The following is a 13,693-nucleotide window of genomic DNA, read 5'->3' on the forward strand; positions in this document are numbered from 1 at the left end:
AACCGCATAATTCACGAGCGTGCCAGTTTTTTCTTCATGGTGGAGAGCGCAACGGTCTGCCCTTTACGGGCTTGCTTTTTGGCACGGAGGATGACCTGCTCTTCGTCGGGATGGGATCGCAGGTCAAGCGTCTCTAGCAATCCCTCATACTCATCGGCACTCAGGAGCACAGCGGCATCAGTCTCATTTTTTATAATCACAACTTGTTCGTAAGATTCATTGACTTTTTGGACAATCGCTGAAAGTTTATGCTTGGCTTCGGCCAACGGGATCGTACGTCGCATGTAGATTCTCCTTCTTGCTTTAATTCCATGTAGTCCTTGATGCTAGGCTATTTCACTCAAAAGTCAAGAAACTGCCTTTCCCCCCAACATCCAACCCTTCCCTTTTGACCTATTCAATGCGAAGTTCCCAGCAAATGATGGCAAGGGGTCATTGATGATTGCAGTGAAGTGACAGACAAGACTAGCAAGTTCAGTGACCTTCCTCAGGACAGAAAAACAGGAGATAGAGAACGATACCCAAGCCAAGGAGAAACGAACTCCACAACATCCAACGATTAATCTGACCAAATCTCTTCCTATTTTGCACCTTGTCTTCTTGCTCATATTTACGCGTCGACAAACGATTCAGCTTGGGCTTACTGCGATCGTGTCTCGCTCTGCGACGGTCTCCTTACCTTCGCCACCAAACCGAGTCGCGAAATATCCTATGATAATTCCGACTATAGCTCCTTCGAGTACGAACCAAAATGGCGAGGACAACGTGCCGTTTGGGCCAAAGCTATGCACCATGATGGCCTTCAAATCGTTGTAGGCGAAGAACGTCAGCACGAAATTCATCCATGCGCCAATCACGGTGGAACGAAACCACCATGGCATCGGCATCTTTAAGATAGGGTGCCATGTAAAGACTCCATATACGCCAATGACGGCGCCGACAGTCGTATACCAGAACAAGATTCCCCAGCGTAAGAACCAACTGGCCTCAGGTAAAACAAATGGCAACAAAAGAAAGCCTACAAGTCCAACGATAAAGCCAATTCCCTTGCCGATTGCGATTCGAGTAATGAGTGATGGATTACCGAACATGGTACACCCTCCTTTCACCGCTTAGCTTTGCATCCCATTCAGGGACTGTTCAAAAAAGACTTGCCTCATAGACTTCATGTGTTGGTCGTATATACGCTAGACATTTCTCTCGAAGTGAGGAGATCTTAATTGGCATGAGGTAATGCGAGCCAACCCAAGGCCCAATTCCCGAAAAGTCGTTTCTTCGTCGCATCTTGTGAAATACTTTCTTTATCTTTTACGAAATACGAGATACGATTCGCGAGCGACGCACTAGAAAGATCCGCTAGCGGCATTCTTCAACAGTCCCTTCAATGACATTCTTCAGGACAGAAGAACAGGAGATAAAGAACGATACTCAATCCAAGGATGAACGAACCCCACAGCATCCAACGATTAATCTGACCTAATCCCTTCCTGTCTTGCATTTTGTCTTCTTGATGCATACCTTCACCTCACAAGAAGTACAGAACAATGTGTATGATGGACAACTGAGTGCGACACACTTCCCAAGAAAAAACGACTGAGTCCAGACCGACTGTGTGTTCGCATCACAATGAGATCTGGCTTACGTTGCTTCACTTCATCCGCAATGCTCATAGAAGGTGCCCCCATGACGGCGAACCCATTGGCTTCATGTCCCAGGCTTCGTAACTTTGTTGCCACATCTTCGGTAAACTGCTCACCATGTTCAATGATTTCTTTTCGAAATTCTTCTGGGATCATCGCGCCCACAGGCCAAACAGGTTGCGAAAAAGGCACGACATGCATCAACGTGACATGACCAGATTCTTGAAACGGTTTTGTCTCAAAAAACCGAACAATTGCTTCTCCATCCTCTTGATTCCCGAGAGGAATGAGAATATTTTGAATTTTCCGCAATGACTCTTTGACAATAAGAGTCGAACACGGTGCATGCGTCATGACTCTATGCGAGACACTCCCAAACATTTTCTCTTGAATTTGGCCGAGCCCTCTCGCCCCTAGTAAGATGAGATTGGCCTGTCGCTTTTCCGCGGTATCGATAATGATTTCTGCAGGATTACCGAGCTGTAAAGATTTTTTCACTGGACCGGGATGACGTGGCAAAAGAGAGATGATGCGCTCTAATAGTCGTTCTCCTTCCTCTCGCATTGCTTTCTCGACTTCTATCGACAAATCTTTAGCTATCCCGACGCCAATGCTGGGATACGATAATCTAGGAACATCAACAACCGTCAGCACGATCAATTCCTCTGCGCGAGATAACCCACTCAGTCCTCTTGCTGCCTCGTAGGATTGTTCAGATCCATCTACTGCCAAAATGATTTTCATGATAATTTCTCCCGTTACCTTCGTTCACTAATTCCCTTTCCTTTTTTCCACATTGAAGTCTGCCCTCACCTATCCTCTTCCCTTCGGGGAGAGGGAACAGAAGCTCCTCGGACTTGGAAACGGCCTTCGTGATTTCACCGAACTTCTTGGACCATATCAATGACACCACTCGGACATTCTTCTGCGCACATACCACACCCTTTGCAATAGTCATAGTCAATTTCGTAGCGTTTGCCAGGACCGAGCTTGATTACGGCATTATCTGGACAGACACCAAAGCAGTTATCGCATTCAAAACAGGTTCCACAGGATAAACACCGTCTTGCTTCGAACAAGGCCGTATTCTCATCGAGTCCGCTCACTACTTCCTCAAAACTGTCTTGTCGTCTTACCAAAGCCAAATAGGATTGCTGACTTTGTTCAGCCTCCGTGTAATACCATGGGTTCAAGTTTTCAAATGACGCAAATGGATTAGGTGCCTGCTTCACGTATTGAGTTCCTCGCAGATAGTCATCAATGTGCCGCGCAGCCTTTTTTCCGTGCCCTGTCGCCACTGTCACCGTTCGCTCAGCAGGAACCATGTCCCCTCCTGCGAAGACACCCAAACGACTGGTCATCATGGCGTCATCGACTTGAATCACGCCATCATGAGAAATCTTGAGACCCGGAACGTCCTGTAAAAATTTTAAATCGACGTCTTGCCCAAGCGCCAGAATGACGGTATCAGCCTCAAGGGTCTCGTACTGTCCTGTGGGTTGTGGCCAGCCATGTTCATCCAATTCCATTCGTTCGACCGTTATCGTTCCATCATCCATCTGCTTAATAGTTTGGAGCCAACGCATCAACACACCCTCTTCTACAGCTTCCTCTACTTCAAATGTGTGGGCCGGCATATGCTTCTCATCTCGACGATAGATAATCATCGTCTCAGAAGCCCCAAGACGTTTTGCCGTGCGCGCAGCATCTATGGCCGTGTTTCCCCCACCATAAACAGCCACTCGTCTCCCAATTTTTGGAGGCGTCTTCCCTTCCATATTCGAGAGGAAAGAACGTGCGTCCACAATTCGACCAGCGTCTCGACCAGGAATGTCAACCCGTTTACTCAAGTGAGCCCCAACCGCGAGAAACACGGCCTCCCACCGTTCATTCTTGATCGTCGCTTCCAAATCTTCAACTTTCTTATTCAGCACGATTGTTACGCCCATGGCTTCAATTCGAGAAATTTCTGCATCGAGGACATCCCGAGATAGGCGGTACTTTGGGATGCCAAATCGCATCATTCCTCCAGGTTTGGGACCCGCTTCATAGATCGTCACCTGATGACCAAATCGTGCAAGATGGTAGGCAGCTGATAGACCACTTGGCCCTGCGCCCACCACGAGCACATGTTTTCCTGTGGACGTTCCTGGCTGTACGTGCCATCCCTGCTTGATCGCATGATCTCCAAGAAAACGCTCCACAGCATGAATGCTCACAGGCTCATCAAGCTGGCCTCGATTGCATGCAGGTTCGCACGGGTGATAGCAGACCCGACCGTGAATCGCCGGAAATGGATTGTCTTCCATGATGGTTCGCCATGCTTCTTCATAGTTACCTTCTTCCGCATGATAGAGCCATGATTGAATATTTTCCCCAGCCGGACATGCGTGATTGCAGGGGGGAAGATGTTCTGCGTACACGGGACGCATACTTCGCCAGTTTCCTGTATGATTGGCAAGGCTCGAACTTGGATCAAGTGTAATCGCAAAAGGTTTACGTTCCATTTTTCTCACCCTTTTCCAATAAACCATACCGTGTAATATTGGCATCGGCCATGACTTGAATAGCATCAAGCGATTCACAATCTGTGGGATCACTAAACAAATGTTTGAAACGACCTTGCAATTCTAAGTAGCGTTCGACGGGAACCTGGCATCGAATCGGCGTGCAATCCGTCACTTCTCCATGTTTCGCTTCAAATAACGGAAACAGGCCACTCTCAACGGCCAAGCGCGCCACCTTAAGGGTGAGCGCTGGGTCAGATTTCCATCCCAGCGGGCAAGGCACATGAATATGGATGTACCGTGCCCCATGCAGACCCATCGCCTTCGCCACCTTTGCTTCGAGATCATGCAAATCCGCAACTGATGCGGTTGCGACGTAAGGAATCCCATGAGCCATGGCAATACGAGGGACATTTTTCCCAATTCCGGTTGGGTTTCCAGGGTTTGCCCCAACCGCTTGTGTCGTATTTGTCCAGGCTCTTGGTGGCGTTGAACCTGAGCGTTGAACTCCAGTATTCATGTAAGCTTCATTGTCGTAACAGATGTAGAGCACATCATCATTACGTTCAAACATACCTGACAGACACCCAAAACCAATATCCACAGTCGCACCATCTCCGCCCTGGGCAATGACCCTGACCTCTGATTTCCCTTTAGCTCGCAATGCCGCCGCCACACCACTAGCGACAGCAGGAGCATTTCCAAAGAGGGAATGCATCCAGGGAATTTTCCAGGCACTTTCGGGGTAAGGACTCGAAAAGACTTCTAAGCATCCAGTTGCATTGACCGCGACAAGCTGATTATCCGACGCCCGCATCGCCGCATCGATGGCATACCGGGCGCCTAATGCTTCACCACAACCTTGGCAAGCTCGATGACCAGAATTGAGTGAATTGGTTCGTTCCATCTGAGATTGCACGGTTCGATTGGATTCATCGAGCAGACGATTTCCCACTGTAAATGTGCCGGTTTGATAAAATTTGATATGTTGATGTGCCATAGGCTTTATCTCTCAATCATAGGAGCACAATACCCAATAACGATCTGATAGGATTTACCATTCATCATCTTGGAAGCAACATTCATCACGAGGTTGACAGGATATTTATTTCTGGACGGCCTATTTGCTTTAATACATTCTCAGGGATAGGACCAGATCGACGTTGCCGTTGTTGCCGAACAAATTCATTGTTCACAACTTTCCAATTGAGGTCGAGGAAATGTGGTTCTTCTAATCCCTCGAGACATGCTTCACGGATCATCCGCACGATCGAGCTTCTCGGAATCGCTCGGCCGCCTAGACCTGCGATGACGGTCATCACGACAAGCGGCAAATTCTGCACAGCCATTCTTACATCGCTCGAGACGATTCCTCCCTTCCCAACGGCTAAATCCTTTTCGATCACGACGATCCGCTTTGCATTTTTGACGACTTCGTGCAAGGCATGAGTCGGAAAGGGACGGTAGGACGAGATTTTAACGGAACCAACTGAAAGGCCAGAAAGACGCAATTCGTCAACAGCATCTTTGATTGTCCCATTAACTGAACCAAGCGCGATGATAATCGTTTCAGCCTCCTCTGTACGGTATGGCGTTAATAGACCGCCCGCCATTCGACCGAACTGTTCATGAAAGACCTCGCTCATATGTGGAATGGCTTTAAGGGCTCGAATATGTTTGTGATGAGCAAGATAGCGCACTTCCATAAAGGCATCAGGGCCGACCATGGCGCCGATAGAAACAGGATCCGAAGGATCCAAGACTTGAACCGGTTCAAATTCTGGGAGGTACTCATCGACTTGTTCTTGGGTTGGTACATCCACCAACTCAAAAGCATGCGTGAGAATATACCCATCCATACAGACCATCACGGGAACACTTAGTTCTTCAGCTAACCGAAAGGCCTGCATATGAAGATCTAGCGCTTCTTGATTATTTTCAGCGAAGAGTTGAATCCAACCAGCATCACGCATCGCCATACTGTCCGAATGGTCATTCCAAATATTGATAGGCGCTCCCACCGCTCGATTCGCAATGGTCATCACGATTGGCAAACCAAGACCTGCGGCGTTATAGACGGCTTCAGCCATAAATAAGAGGCCTTGACTTGTCGTTGCCGTATACGATCGTGCTCCCATGGCTGATGCTCCAATGAGCACACCTAACGCAGCAAACTCCGATTCCACATTGAGAAACTGGCAGAGACCAACCTCTCCGGCCTTTACCTTTTGAGACAAGGTTTCCACAATATGCGTCTGTGGCGAGATGGGGTAACAGGCCATGACTTCAGGACGACAGAGGGCTACGGCAGTGGCCACGGCCTGGGATCCTTCGATTTGTTGTTTCATTCCATACCTTTACACCAAGAGAGTTGGCTCAATATTCTGCTCATAAACTTTCGCGACTATCTGAGTATTCACATCACCTATATGGCCTGGAAATTTTTGCTTAATCGCCCTCTCCACGGATTCTTTACTGAGTGCACCCGTGAGCTTCGCAAACCCTGCGACAAGCCCCGTATTGACCAACGGTCGCCCCAGATGGCGAATCGCGATTTCAGAAACAGGAATCACACAACAATGTCCCTCAGGAAGCGTCGAACAAAACTCTGCGACCTGCAAAGCCTCTAGTGTTCGGGCGGAGTTGATGAGGACGTATCCCGTTTTCGATAAACCACTAAAAACATCGACATGTAACAGCAAGGTGGAATCTTGAATGATGACGATATTTGGATGGGAAACTGGTTCACGTGACCGTATTTCCACATGGCCAATTCGACAATATGCTGTCACAGGAGCACCCATTCTTTCAGATCCGAAACTTGGAAACGCCTGCGCATATTTCCCATCAAAGAAAGCCGCGATGGAGAGCAGCTCAGCTGCTGTCACGACCCCCTGCCCGCCACGTCCATGAATCCGAATGTGAAACATCATTTACACTTTCATAGAACTGTGTGGAATGTCTTCACTCGTTCGCATCCAACTATCTTTATTCGATAAACGCAAGAGCTATGCCTTGCTGAAGTGCTCCGATAAGGCCTGTGAATTAGTGTATGAACCAGAGAAGAATGAAGGAAATATCTTTTAATACAACAATGGGGGTTGTGGTTTGAGGCGAAACGCAACTCGATGAGAGATGAGAGCTGGGGCAAAAGGCATCAGCTGAGAAGCATCGCTAGACCGCCCTTATGGTGACATGTGAATGGTCCGATATAGAGACCATAAGTTTCCCCACGATCTCGATACGGAAGCGAAGCAAAGAAAACACAGATTTTCATAATACAATCCAGGAGATAAAGCACTTTCCCATGAAACACACGAACTGATCCTATTCTTTATTTCCGTTCTTCAATAACTTCCCCCTAATCTATTCCTGCGGTAAAATGTTGATAGAAGTGGTTATCCTGTTCATTGTGCGTTAGGGGAGAAAAACTTAGGACTGCTAAGAAGGTCAGTACCACGGAAACCCTTTGGAACACTTATAGCTATAGAGGTTCACCATGAATAATTCAAAAGGCCAAAGCTTTGAAGAATTTTGGGGTGAGGTGAAGAATGAAATCCATAGTCATCCGGTTATCATGCATAATCCCTATTGCCAATGGTTTAAAAAGGGCGAGGCGGTCGAGGAGCAGTTAATTGACTTGTTTGAACAATTTGCCGTCTTTTCCAAATGGTTTTTATTAGCCCAATTGATGAGAGTTTTGAATGCGTCGGACCTTGAAGCTGAGGCCCATGCACGATACATATTGGCAAACGAGTTGGGTGTTCGAATCAATTCTGACGGTTCGACAGAAAACCAACCATTCAAAACCCAATGGGCGCATATCAACTGGCTGCGAGATACGGCCCGGCCACTGAATCTCGATCCAGAAAAACTTGGCAGTTGGGATTCGGCATCTTCCTCCACCCGCGCCTTTATCAGAGGACTAGAAGAAACCTATGGCAACAAGGATGGTGAAGTTGGCCGGGGTGCAAGCTATGCCATCGAAACATGGGCTGCCTGGGGCATTGGACAGGGTGAGGCAGCCGAGTCCAATAATTTCTGGAAAGAATTGATAACGGGAATAGAAAGGTATAACAAGAAAAACAAATTGGCTGGTGATTCGGCCATTCCTTTGAAATTTTTCCTGTTCCATTTTAATAGCGAAAAAGGACACGGTGATAATGTTCTGGATGAACTAAAGGAATCGTTTTCGAAACCGGAATTTGATGGGAAAAAATTTATTGAGGCTGGGGGCAAGGCCCTGAATGCTATTTACACATTTTGGTCAGGTCTGGATCAATCTCGGAAAGAAATGAAAAACGTCCAATCCTTGAGGGAACCTCGGTTGCATCAAACAGCATTCTGAAGAAGATCACGACTCAAATGTGAATATTCATTGAACGTTCAAATGGGATTTCCCCTCACCCGACCCTTCTCCCTCCAGGGGGGAGGTGTCATCGTTGAATGTTAATGTACTATATACCCACTTATAGCCGTATCAAATAACTTCCGATATTTGAGGCGTAGTCTTACGCTATATGGCAGTCTCAATCATTCAACTGGCATTTAATTGGATTCGCTATATTCATCCGCTTTTGCCTACCAATCGACTCGCGTAGATTTCTTCAAATTCTTTCAAACAATCCAGATTAGCGATGGACGATTGGTTGACCAAATTTTTCTTCTGAAACATATCCCGAATAGTCGATTCCATTTTTTTCCCGTTCATCGTTTTGGGAACTTCTCGAATCTCGTAAATTTCATGAGGCACATGACGAGGCGTCGCTTGTTTTCGAAGCCTTTGTTTGATTTTCCCCCTGTAGTGAGACACGCCATCGGTCCCGTTCTTTAACACCACGAAAAGAATCATCCGTATATCGTGATCTTCCTCAACACCGATGATCAAACTGTCCACCACTTCCTCTATGCCTTCAACGATTCGGTAGATTTCTGCGGTGCCAATACGAACACCACCAGGATTTAATGTGGTGTCGCTCCGTCCATAAACAATGACACCCCCATCATTCTTGATTTCAATATAGTCCCCGTGGAGCCAAACATCAGGGACTTTGTCGTAATAGGCATGAAAGTATTTAGTGTTCTCTGGATCATTCCAAAAAGCTATCGGCATGGATGGAGCGGGAGAACGACAGGCTAGCTCTCCTTTTTGATTGAACACGGGGTGATTATTCTCATCCAGAGCCACGACATCCATGCCTAATCCCACACATTGAACTTCTTCTAACCGAACCGGAAGCATCGGATTGCCTAGCATGAAGCAAGAGATGATATCCGTCCCTCCACAAATGGACGATAATTGCACGTCGTGTTTCACATTGTGATATATCCAGCGAAAACAGGTGGCATCTAAAGGGGAGCCTGTCGACAAGACCGTTCGAAGCGAAGACAAGTCGTGTGTGTTCGATGGGTTCATTCCCTGTTTGACGTTTTGTGCAATGAACTTAGGACTCGTGCCAAACACGGTGATTCCCGCCTCATCGATCAAATCCCATAAAACCCGTGAGTCCGGAAACACAGGAGATCCTTCATACAGAACAATCGTTGCCTCTTGTGCCAGAGCTGACACCAACCAGTTCCACATCATCCAACCACATGTCGAGTAATAAAACACCACATCTTTCGTTCCAATGTCAGTATGTAACGCATGTTCTTTATGGTGTTGGAGTAACGTTCCACCCGCTCCGTGCACAAGACACTTCGGTAGTCCGGTGGTTCCCGATGAATACATGATGAACAAGGGGTGATTGAACGGAAAAGAGTTGAATAAAAAATTTAAGGAATTCTCTGTGCTGATAAATTCTTCCCAGGTCACGACTGAATGAAAGCGCAATGTTTCTGTACTCGACGATGTGTTGCCCTGCGGAACAATGACGATATGTTGCAGACTAGGGATATCAGGGATGATGACGTTCAATGTTTCTATGACGGAATATGACTTTCCGTTATAGACATATCCAGCAACACAAACGAGGACTTGAGGATTCACTTGTCCGAATCGATCCTTAACCCCTTGAGGTCCGAAATCGGGAGAGCAAGAAGTCCATATGGCTCCAATAGCTGTTGTTCCCAGCATGGCAATGATGGTTTCAGGGATATTGGAAAGATAGCCGGCAACGCGGTCTCCCGGTTGTACTCCGTTGCGTAACAGAGAAGACGCAAACTGTTTAACTTGAACGGTAAGCTCGCCGTACGTGAGCGATCGAAGGGCTTGCCCCTCTACCTTGCTGAGAATGGCAGTTTTTTCAGAAGATGCAGTGAGCAGATTTTCCGCATAATTGAGCTCGGCGCCAGAGAACCAGCGTGCGCCAGGCATGACTGAGGAAGAGAGGGTTTCATCTGGAAGATGCGAAAACCGTATGCCCGAGTATCTTCGATAAAATTCCCAGAAGGTCTCGAGATGCTGCACGGACCACTGATGCAGTTCGACGTAGGTGGTGAAATTCTGAGAAAATTCCTGGTTCACGGCCTGCAAAAACCGGAACATCCCCGATCGTTGCACACGTTCAGTATCAGGTTGCCAGAGGATTTCATTCATAAAGAAATCCGAGCCTACGGTCGGCAGTTAGACGATTTCGACAATCATGGCTGTTGCCTCTCCGCCTCCAATACATAAACTGGCCACTCCACGTTGTAACCCTTTGCTTTTCAGAGCATGAATCAGAGTCACGAGAATTCGTGCTCCCGTCGCTCCAATAGGATGACCCAGGGCAATCGATCCGCCATGAACATTGACCTGATCCGGATCTAGCTGTAAACAATCATGAACGATTAAGGATGTGGCGGCAAAAGCCTCGTTGATCTCAAACAGATCGATATCGCTCAGTTGAAAGTTGGATTGCTTGAGGACCTTTTTCACCGCATCAATTGGAGCGAGGGCAAAAGTCGCCGGAGATTGTGCGTGCGTGGCGTACCCCACAATTCTCGCGATGGGGGTCAAATTCGAGGATTCTCTACCAATCACCAATGCCGCCGCTCCGTCACTGATCTTCGCTCCGTTACCTCTGGTAATCGTCCCGTCCTTTTTGTCAAAAACGGAAGGAAGGAAAGGGAACTGGTCGAGATCATCACTGTTCGGTTGTTCATCTTGGTCCATCACCGTGGAATGTCCATTTTGGGATAAGGGGACGGGAACAATTTCCTTGGCGAGCACGCCGTCTTTCTGTGCCTTCCTCACGCGCTGATAACTGGCAATGGCATAGGCATCCTGACGTTCTCGAGAAATACCATGCTGTTGAGAAACGTTTTCACATAATGTTCCCATATGCCCGTTTTCATGCTGATCCCATAACCCGTCGCAGATGAGACTGTCGATAAGTGAGGCATTTCCCAAATGGCGACCTCGACGCATCTGAGGAACAAGAAAGGGTGCCTGACTCATGCTTTCCATTCCACCGGCAACAATGAACTGCCCCTCATTCAGTCGAATGGCTTGGTTCGCCATCATCACGGCCTTCATTCCCGATCCACAGACCTTATTGATGGTCGTCGCACCAACATTTTCCCCTAGACCGCTTTTGAGAGCAGCCTGTCGGGCAGGAGCTTGACCGGCGCCCGCAGAGATGACATTTCCGAATATGACTTCATCCACCTGATTTCGATTGATCCCAGCTCGATGAACCGCTTCGGCAATGACGATTGAACCAAGCTCCGGCGCTGACACGGATGACAACGCTCCATTAAACTTTCCGATGGGGGTACGTACGGCGCTGTAGATATAGGTGGATTCTTGTGATGATTTCATGTTGTCAATCTTACAGTTCTTTGTTGACCGTTGCGCGCGGCAATTCAAATACATCTGAAGTTTTGGCATAAAAATCGGCGCCCATCCGGCCAACATTGTTCATGCGTTCCGGAGATATCCCTTTTTGCCACTCGATATTTTTCAGTCGTGTGGAAAGGTGAATGTGCTTCACGTTACCAAGAACGAGCGTGCCCACTCCTGCCCCTTGCCCTAGCGGAATGGTTTGGTTGAGTTCGCACACCAGTTGCACCGGGCTTTCAGAGATAAATGCCGGTTCCCCAGGGTTACGAAGAATGGGCTCTACTTTGGCCTCATCGAATTCGTTTATGTCGGATTTGTAGGGAGCGGAGGAGAGGTTGGCCTTTTCAGCCGCATGGTAGGAAACCGTACCCACGACATATTGGCCCGTGGCTTTGATATTTTTCAACGTGTCTTTTTCTGATCCATCCCGGTTAAAAAAAATCGAGTTGGAAATGATCGCGGGGTTCATAGAACAAATATTAAAATAACTAAACGGTGCCAGGTTGAACGTTCCGGTCTCCGAAATGCTTGAAATCCAGGCGATGGGGCGCGGTTGAACGATGGAGTTCATTAAATGATAGATGTCCACCCAAAAATGGTCCTTGGGATGAATGTCAAAAAACTCAGTGTGAAGAGTCATACTGTTTTCTCCTGCCAGCTTGTCGGATAGTCGGGATCTTCCAACGCCTCACTTTGCCGAGTCAAACACAACGGCGCGAACGTATCCACCATCACCGCCTGTTCATTCGTTTGTCTGAGTCCAATGGAATTTTTATAGGCTCCGGGATGCGGACCATGTGGGATACCCGATGGATGATAGCTGATCGAACCTCGTTCAATGGTTTTGCGGCTGGTGAAATCACCGGAGTGATAAAACAGTAACTCATCGCAATCTACGGACGAATGATAAAAGGGACAGGGAACCGCGTTCTCATCGAAGTCTAGGACCCGAGGGAGAAAGCTCATGACCGCGAACCCTCCGCCGGTAAAAGTCAAATGGGAAACTGGAGGTAAGTGCACTCTTCCGGTTTTCGGTTGAATGTTTTTCAAGTTGATGGCATAGGGATAGACATACCCGTCCCAGCCAGTCATTTTGAAATAATTATGTGAATAAAACGTGTGTGTGAATGCTCCCTGCCGTTTGCGCACAATAGAAACCGATTCGTTGCTTGCCATCAGCTCGACGTCCCACTCGGGACATTTGAAACTTCGTTCAGAATACGGAGCATCCATCTTCAACTGCCCCTGAGCATTGATGTACTCGTTGGGAATGGAGAGGTGCTGCTTCGCTTCGACGTAGATCAGTTTCGGAGGGCTGGAAAAGGTAAATCGATAGGGGCATGACCGGGGAACGATCAGATAATCTCCGGAAACGAGTTTGAGTTGTCCAAACAGGGTTTGAATAGTAATTTCACCTTGCGCCAAAAAAAACAATTCATCGGCATCGTTGTTCGCAAAAAAGGCAGAGTCAAACACCGCTGGATGGCACAAGCCATACGTGACATTGTCATTGAAGGCAAGCAGTGTTCTCCCGCTGATGAAGTGCCCTTGAGACTGCCCCATTGAACTTCTGAAGTGTCGTCTCTGTAATAGCGTTTCGTCACGTTTTTCAAGAGAGCCCCAAGCTGCTTCTGAGTAAGGTTTGCTTTCCACCTCACTCGTGGGAGGGTGGTAGAGGTAGCAGATAGAGAAAGGGGCTTCAAATCCTTCGCGGGTAAAGCAATATTCATTCAATAAACGATCGCCCGCATAATGTGCGGTGTGATGCATGTTCGGTATGT

Annotated in this window: 13 protein-coding genes; 1 reads left to right on the forward strand and 12 read right to left on the reverse strand. The window is 47.7% G+C overall.

The window, feature by feature from the left end; translation table 11 throughout:
• Positions 1-11: 11 nt before the first annotated feature.
• The 8 genes from ACWQXP_RS07255 to ACWQXP_RS07290 form a co-directional block, all read right to left on the reverse strand.
• Complete coding sequence (locus ACWQXP_RS07255; protein ID WP_454062161.1) at positions 12-284, reverse strand: type II toxin-antitoxin system Phd/YefM family antitoxin; 273 nt, start codon at positions 282-284, stop codon at positions 12-14.
• A 345-nt stretch (positions 285-629) separates the two neighbouring features.
• Entirely contained in the window at positions 630-1,091 is a 462-nt protein-coding gene (locus tag ACWQXP_RS07260; protein ID WP_454062162.1) for a hypothetical protein, read from the reverse strand.
• Between the two features lie 125 nt (positions 1,092-1,216).
• A complete protein-coding gene (locus ACWQXP_RS07265; RefSeq protein WP_454062163.1) occupies positions 1,217-1,366 on the reverse strand; it encodes a hypothetical protein in 150 nt (49 codons plus the stop codon).
• Between the two features lie 154 nt (positions 1,367-1,520).
• Positions 1,521-2,384, reverse strand: coding sequence for a universal stress protein (locus ACWQXP_RS07270; RefSeq protein ID WP_454062164.1), 864 nt, complete (start codon positions 2,382-2,384; stop codon positions 1,521-1,523).
• Between the two features lie 134 nt (positions 2,385-2,518).
• Positions 2,519-4,147, reverse strand: a complete 1,629-nt coding sequence (locus ACWQXP_RS07275; protein ID WP_454062165.1) for an NAD(P)-binding protein — start codon at positions 4,145-4,147, stop codon at positions 2,519-2,521.
• Positions 4,137-5,147, reverse strand: a complete 1,011-nt coding sequence (locus ACWQXP_RS07280; protein ID WP_454062166.1) for a thiamine pyrophosphate-dependent enzyme — start codon at positions 5,145-5,147, stop codon at positions 4,137-4,139. The genes ACWQXP_RS07275 and ACWQXP_RS07280 overlap by 11 nt, the downstream gene beginning before the upstream one ends.
• 85 nt (positions 5,148-5,232) lie before the next feature.
• Positions 5,233-6,495, reverse strand: coding sequence for a pyruvate ferredoxin oxidoreductase (gene porA / locus ACWQXP_RS07285; RefSeq protein ID WP_454062167.1), 1,263 nt, complete (start codon positions 6,493-6,495; stop codon positions 5,233-5,235).
• Between the two features lie 9 nt (positions 6,496-6,504).
• Positions 6,505-7,077: a 2-oxoacid:acceptor oxidoreductase family protein gene (locus ACWQXP_RS07290; RefSeq protein ID WP_454063001.1), complete on the reverse strand. Its 573-nt coding sequence runs from the start codon at positions 7,075-7,077 to the stop codon at positions 6,505-6,507.
• Positions 7,078-7,646: 569 nt separating this feature from the next.
• Between ACWQXP_RS07290 and ACWQXP_RS07295 the strand changes: the two genes are divergently transcribed.
• Positions 7,647-8,495 (forward strand): hypothetical protein, encoded by an 849-nt coding sequence (locus ACWQXP_RS07295; RefSeq protein ID WP_454062168.1) that lies wholly within the window; start codon positions 7,647-7,649, stop codon positions 8,493-8,495.
• Positions 8,496-8,714: 219 nt separating this feature from the next.
• Here the strand turns inward: ACWQXP_RS07295 and ACWQXP_RS07300 are convergent, their stop codons facing one another.
• The 4 genes from ACWQXP_RS07300 to ACWQXP_RS07315 are packed head-to-tail and all read right to left on the reverse strand — an operon-like array spanning position 8,715 to position 13,682.
• Positions 8,715-10,685 (reverse strand): acetoacetate--CoA ligase, encoded by a 1,971-nt coding sequence (locus ACWQXP_RS07300; RefSeq protein WP_454062169.1) that lies wholly within the window; start codon positions 10,683-10,685, stop codon positions 8,715-8,717.
• Positions 10,686-10,712: 27 nt separating this feature from the next.
• A complete protein-coding gene (locus ACWQXP_RS07305; RefSeq protein WP_454062170.1) occupies positions 10,713-11,891 on the reverse strand; it encodes a thiolase family protein in 1,179 nt (392 codons plus the stop codon).
• Between the two features lie 10 nt (positions 11,892-11,901).
• Positions 11,902-12,552, reverse strand: coding sequence for a flavin reductase family protein (locus ACWQXP_RS07310; RefSeq protein ID WP_454062171.1), 651 nt, complete (start codon positions 12,550-12,552; stop codon positions 11,902-11,904).
• Positions 12,549-13,682 carry a homogentisate 1,2-dioxygenase gene (locus tag ACWQXP_RS07315; RefSeq protein ID WP_454062172.1) on the reverse strand — a complete coding sequence of 378 codons (1,134 nt, stop codon included), beginning with the start codon at positions 13,680-13,682 and terminating at the stop codon, positions 12,549-12,551. The genes ACWQXP_RS07310 and ACWQXP_RS07315 overlap by 4 nt, the downstream gene beginning before the upstream one ends.
• Between the last annotated feature and the right edge of the window lie 11 nt (positions 13,683-13,693).

The sequence above is a fragment of the Candidatus Nitrospira salsa genome, from assembly GCF_965152625.1.

Bases quoted from the DNA above. Each gene is read 5' to 3' on its own strand.
- ACWQXP_RS07255 (WP_454062161.1), bottom strand. From the start codon at position 284: ATGCGACGTACGATCCCGTTGGCCGAAGCCAAGCATAAACTTTCAGCG.
- ACWQXP_RS07300 (WP_454062169.1), bottom strand. From the start codon at position 10,685: ATGAATGAAATCCTCTGGCAACCTGATACTGAACGTGTGCAACGATCG.
- ACWQXP_RS07290 (WP_454063001.1), bottom strand. From the start codon at position 7,077: ATGTTTCACATTCGGATTCATGGACGTGGCGGGCAGGGGGTCGTGACA.
- ACWQXP_RS07280 (WP_454062166.1), bottom strand. From the start codon at position 5,147: ATGGCACATCAACATATCAAATTTTATCAAACCGGCACATTTACAGTG.
- ACWQXP_RS07270 (WP_454062164.1), bottom strand. From the start codon at position 2,384: ATGAAAATCATTTTGGCAGTAGATGGATCTGAACAATCCTACGAGGCA.
- ACWQXP_RS07310 (WP_454062171.1), bottom strand. From the start codon at position 12,552: ATGACTCTTCACACTGAGTTTTTTGACATTCATCCCAAGGACCATTTT.
- ACWQXP_RS07260 (WP_454062162.1), bottom strand. From the start codon at position 1,091: ATGTTCGGTAATCCATCACTCATTACTCGAATCGCAATCGGCAAGGGA.
- ACWQXP_RS07295 (WP_454062168.1), top strand. From the start codon at position 7,647: ATGAATAATTCAAAAGGCCAAAGCTTTGAAGAATTTTGGGGTGAGGTG.
- ACWQXP_RS07305 (WP_454062170.1), bottom strand. From the start codon at position 11,891: ATGAAATCATCACAAGAATCCACCTATATCTACAGCGCCGTACGTACC.
- ACWQXP_RS07265 (WP_454062163.1), bottom strand. From the start codon at position 1,366: ATGCCGCTAGCGGATCTTTCTAGTGCGTCGCTCGCGAATCGTATCTCG.
- porA (WP_454062167.1), bottom strand. From the start codon at position 6,495: ATGAAACAACAAATCGAAGGATCCCAGGCCGTGGCCACTGCCGTAGCC.
- ACWQXP_RS07315 (WP_454062172.1), bottom strand. From the start codon at position 13,682: ATGCATCACACCGCACATTATGCGGGCGATCGTTTATTGAATGAATAT.
- ACWQXP_RS07275 (WP_454062165.1), bottom strand. From the start codon at position 4,147: ATGGAACGTAAACCTTTTGCGATTACACTTGATCCAAGTTCGAGCCTT.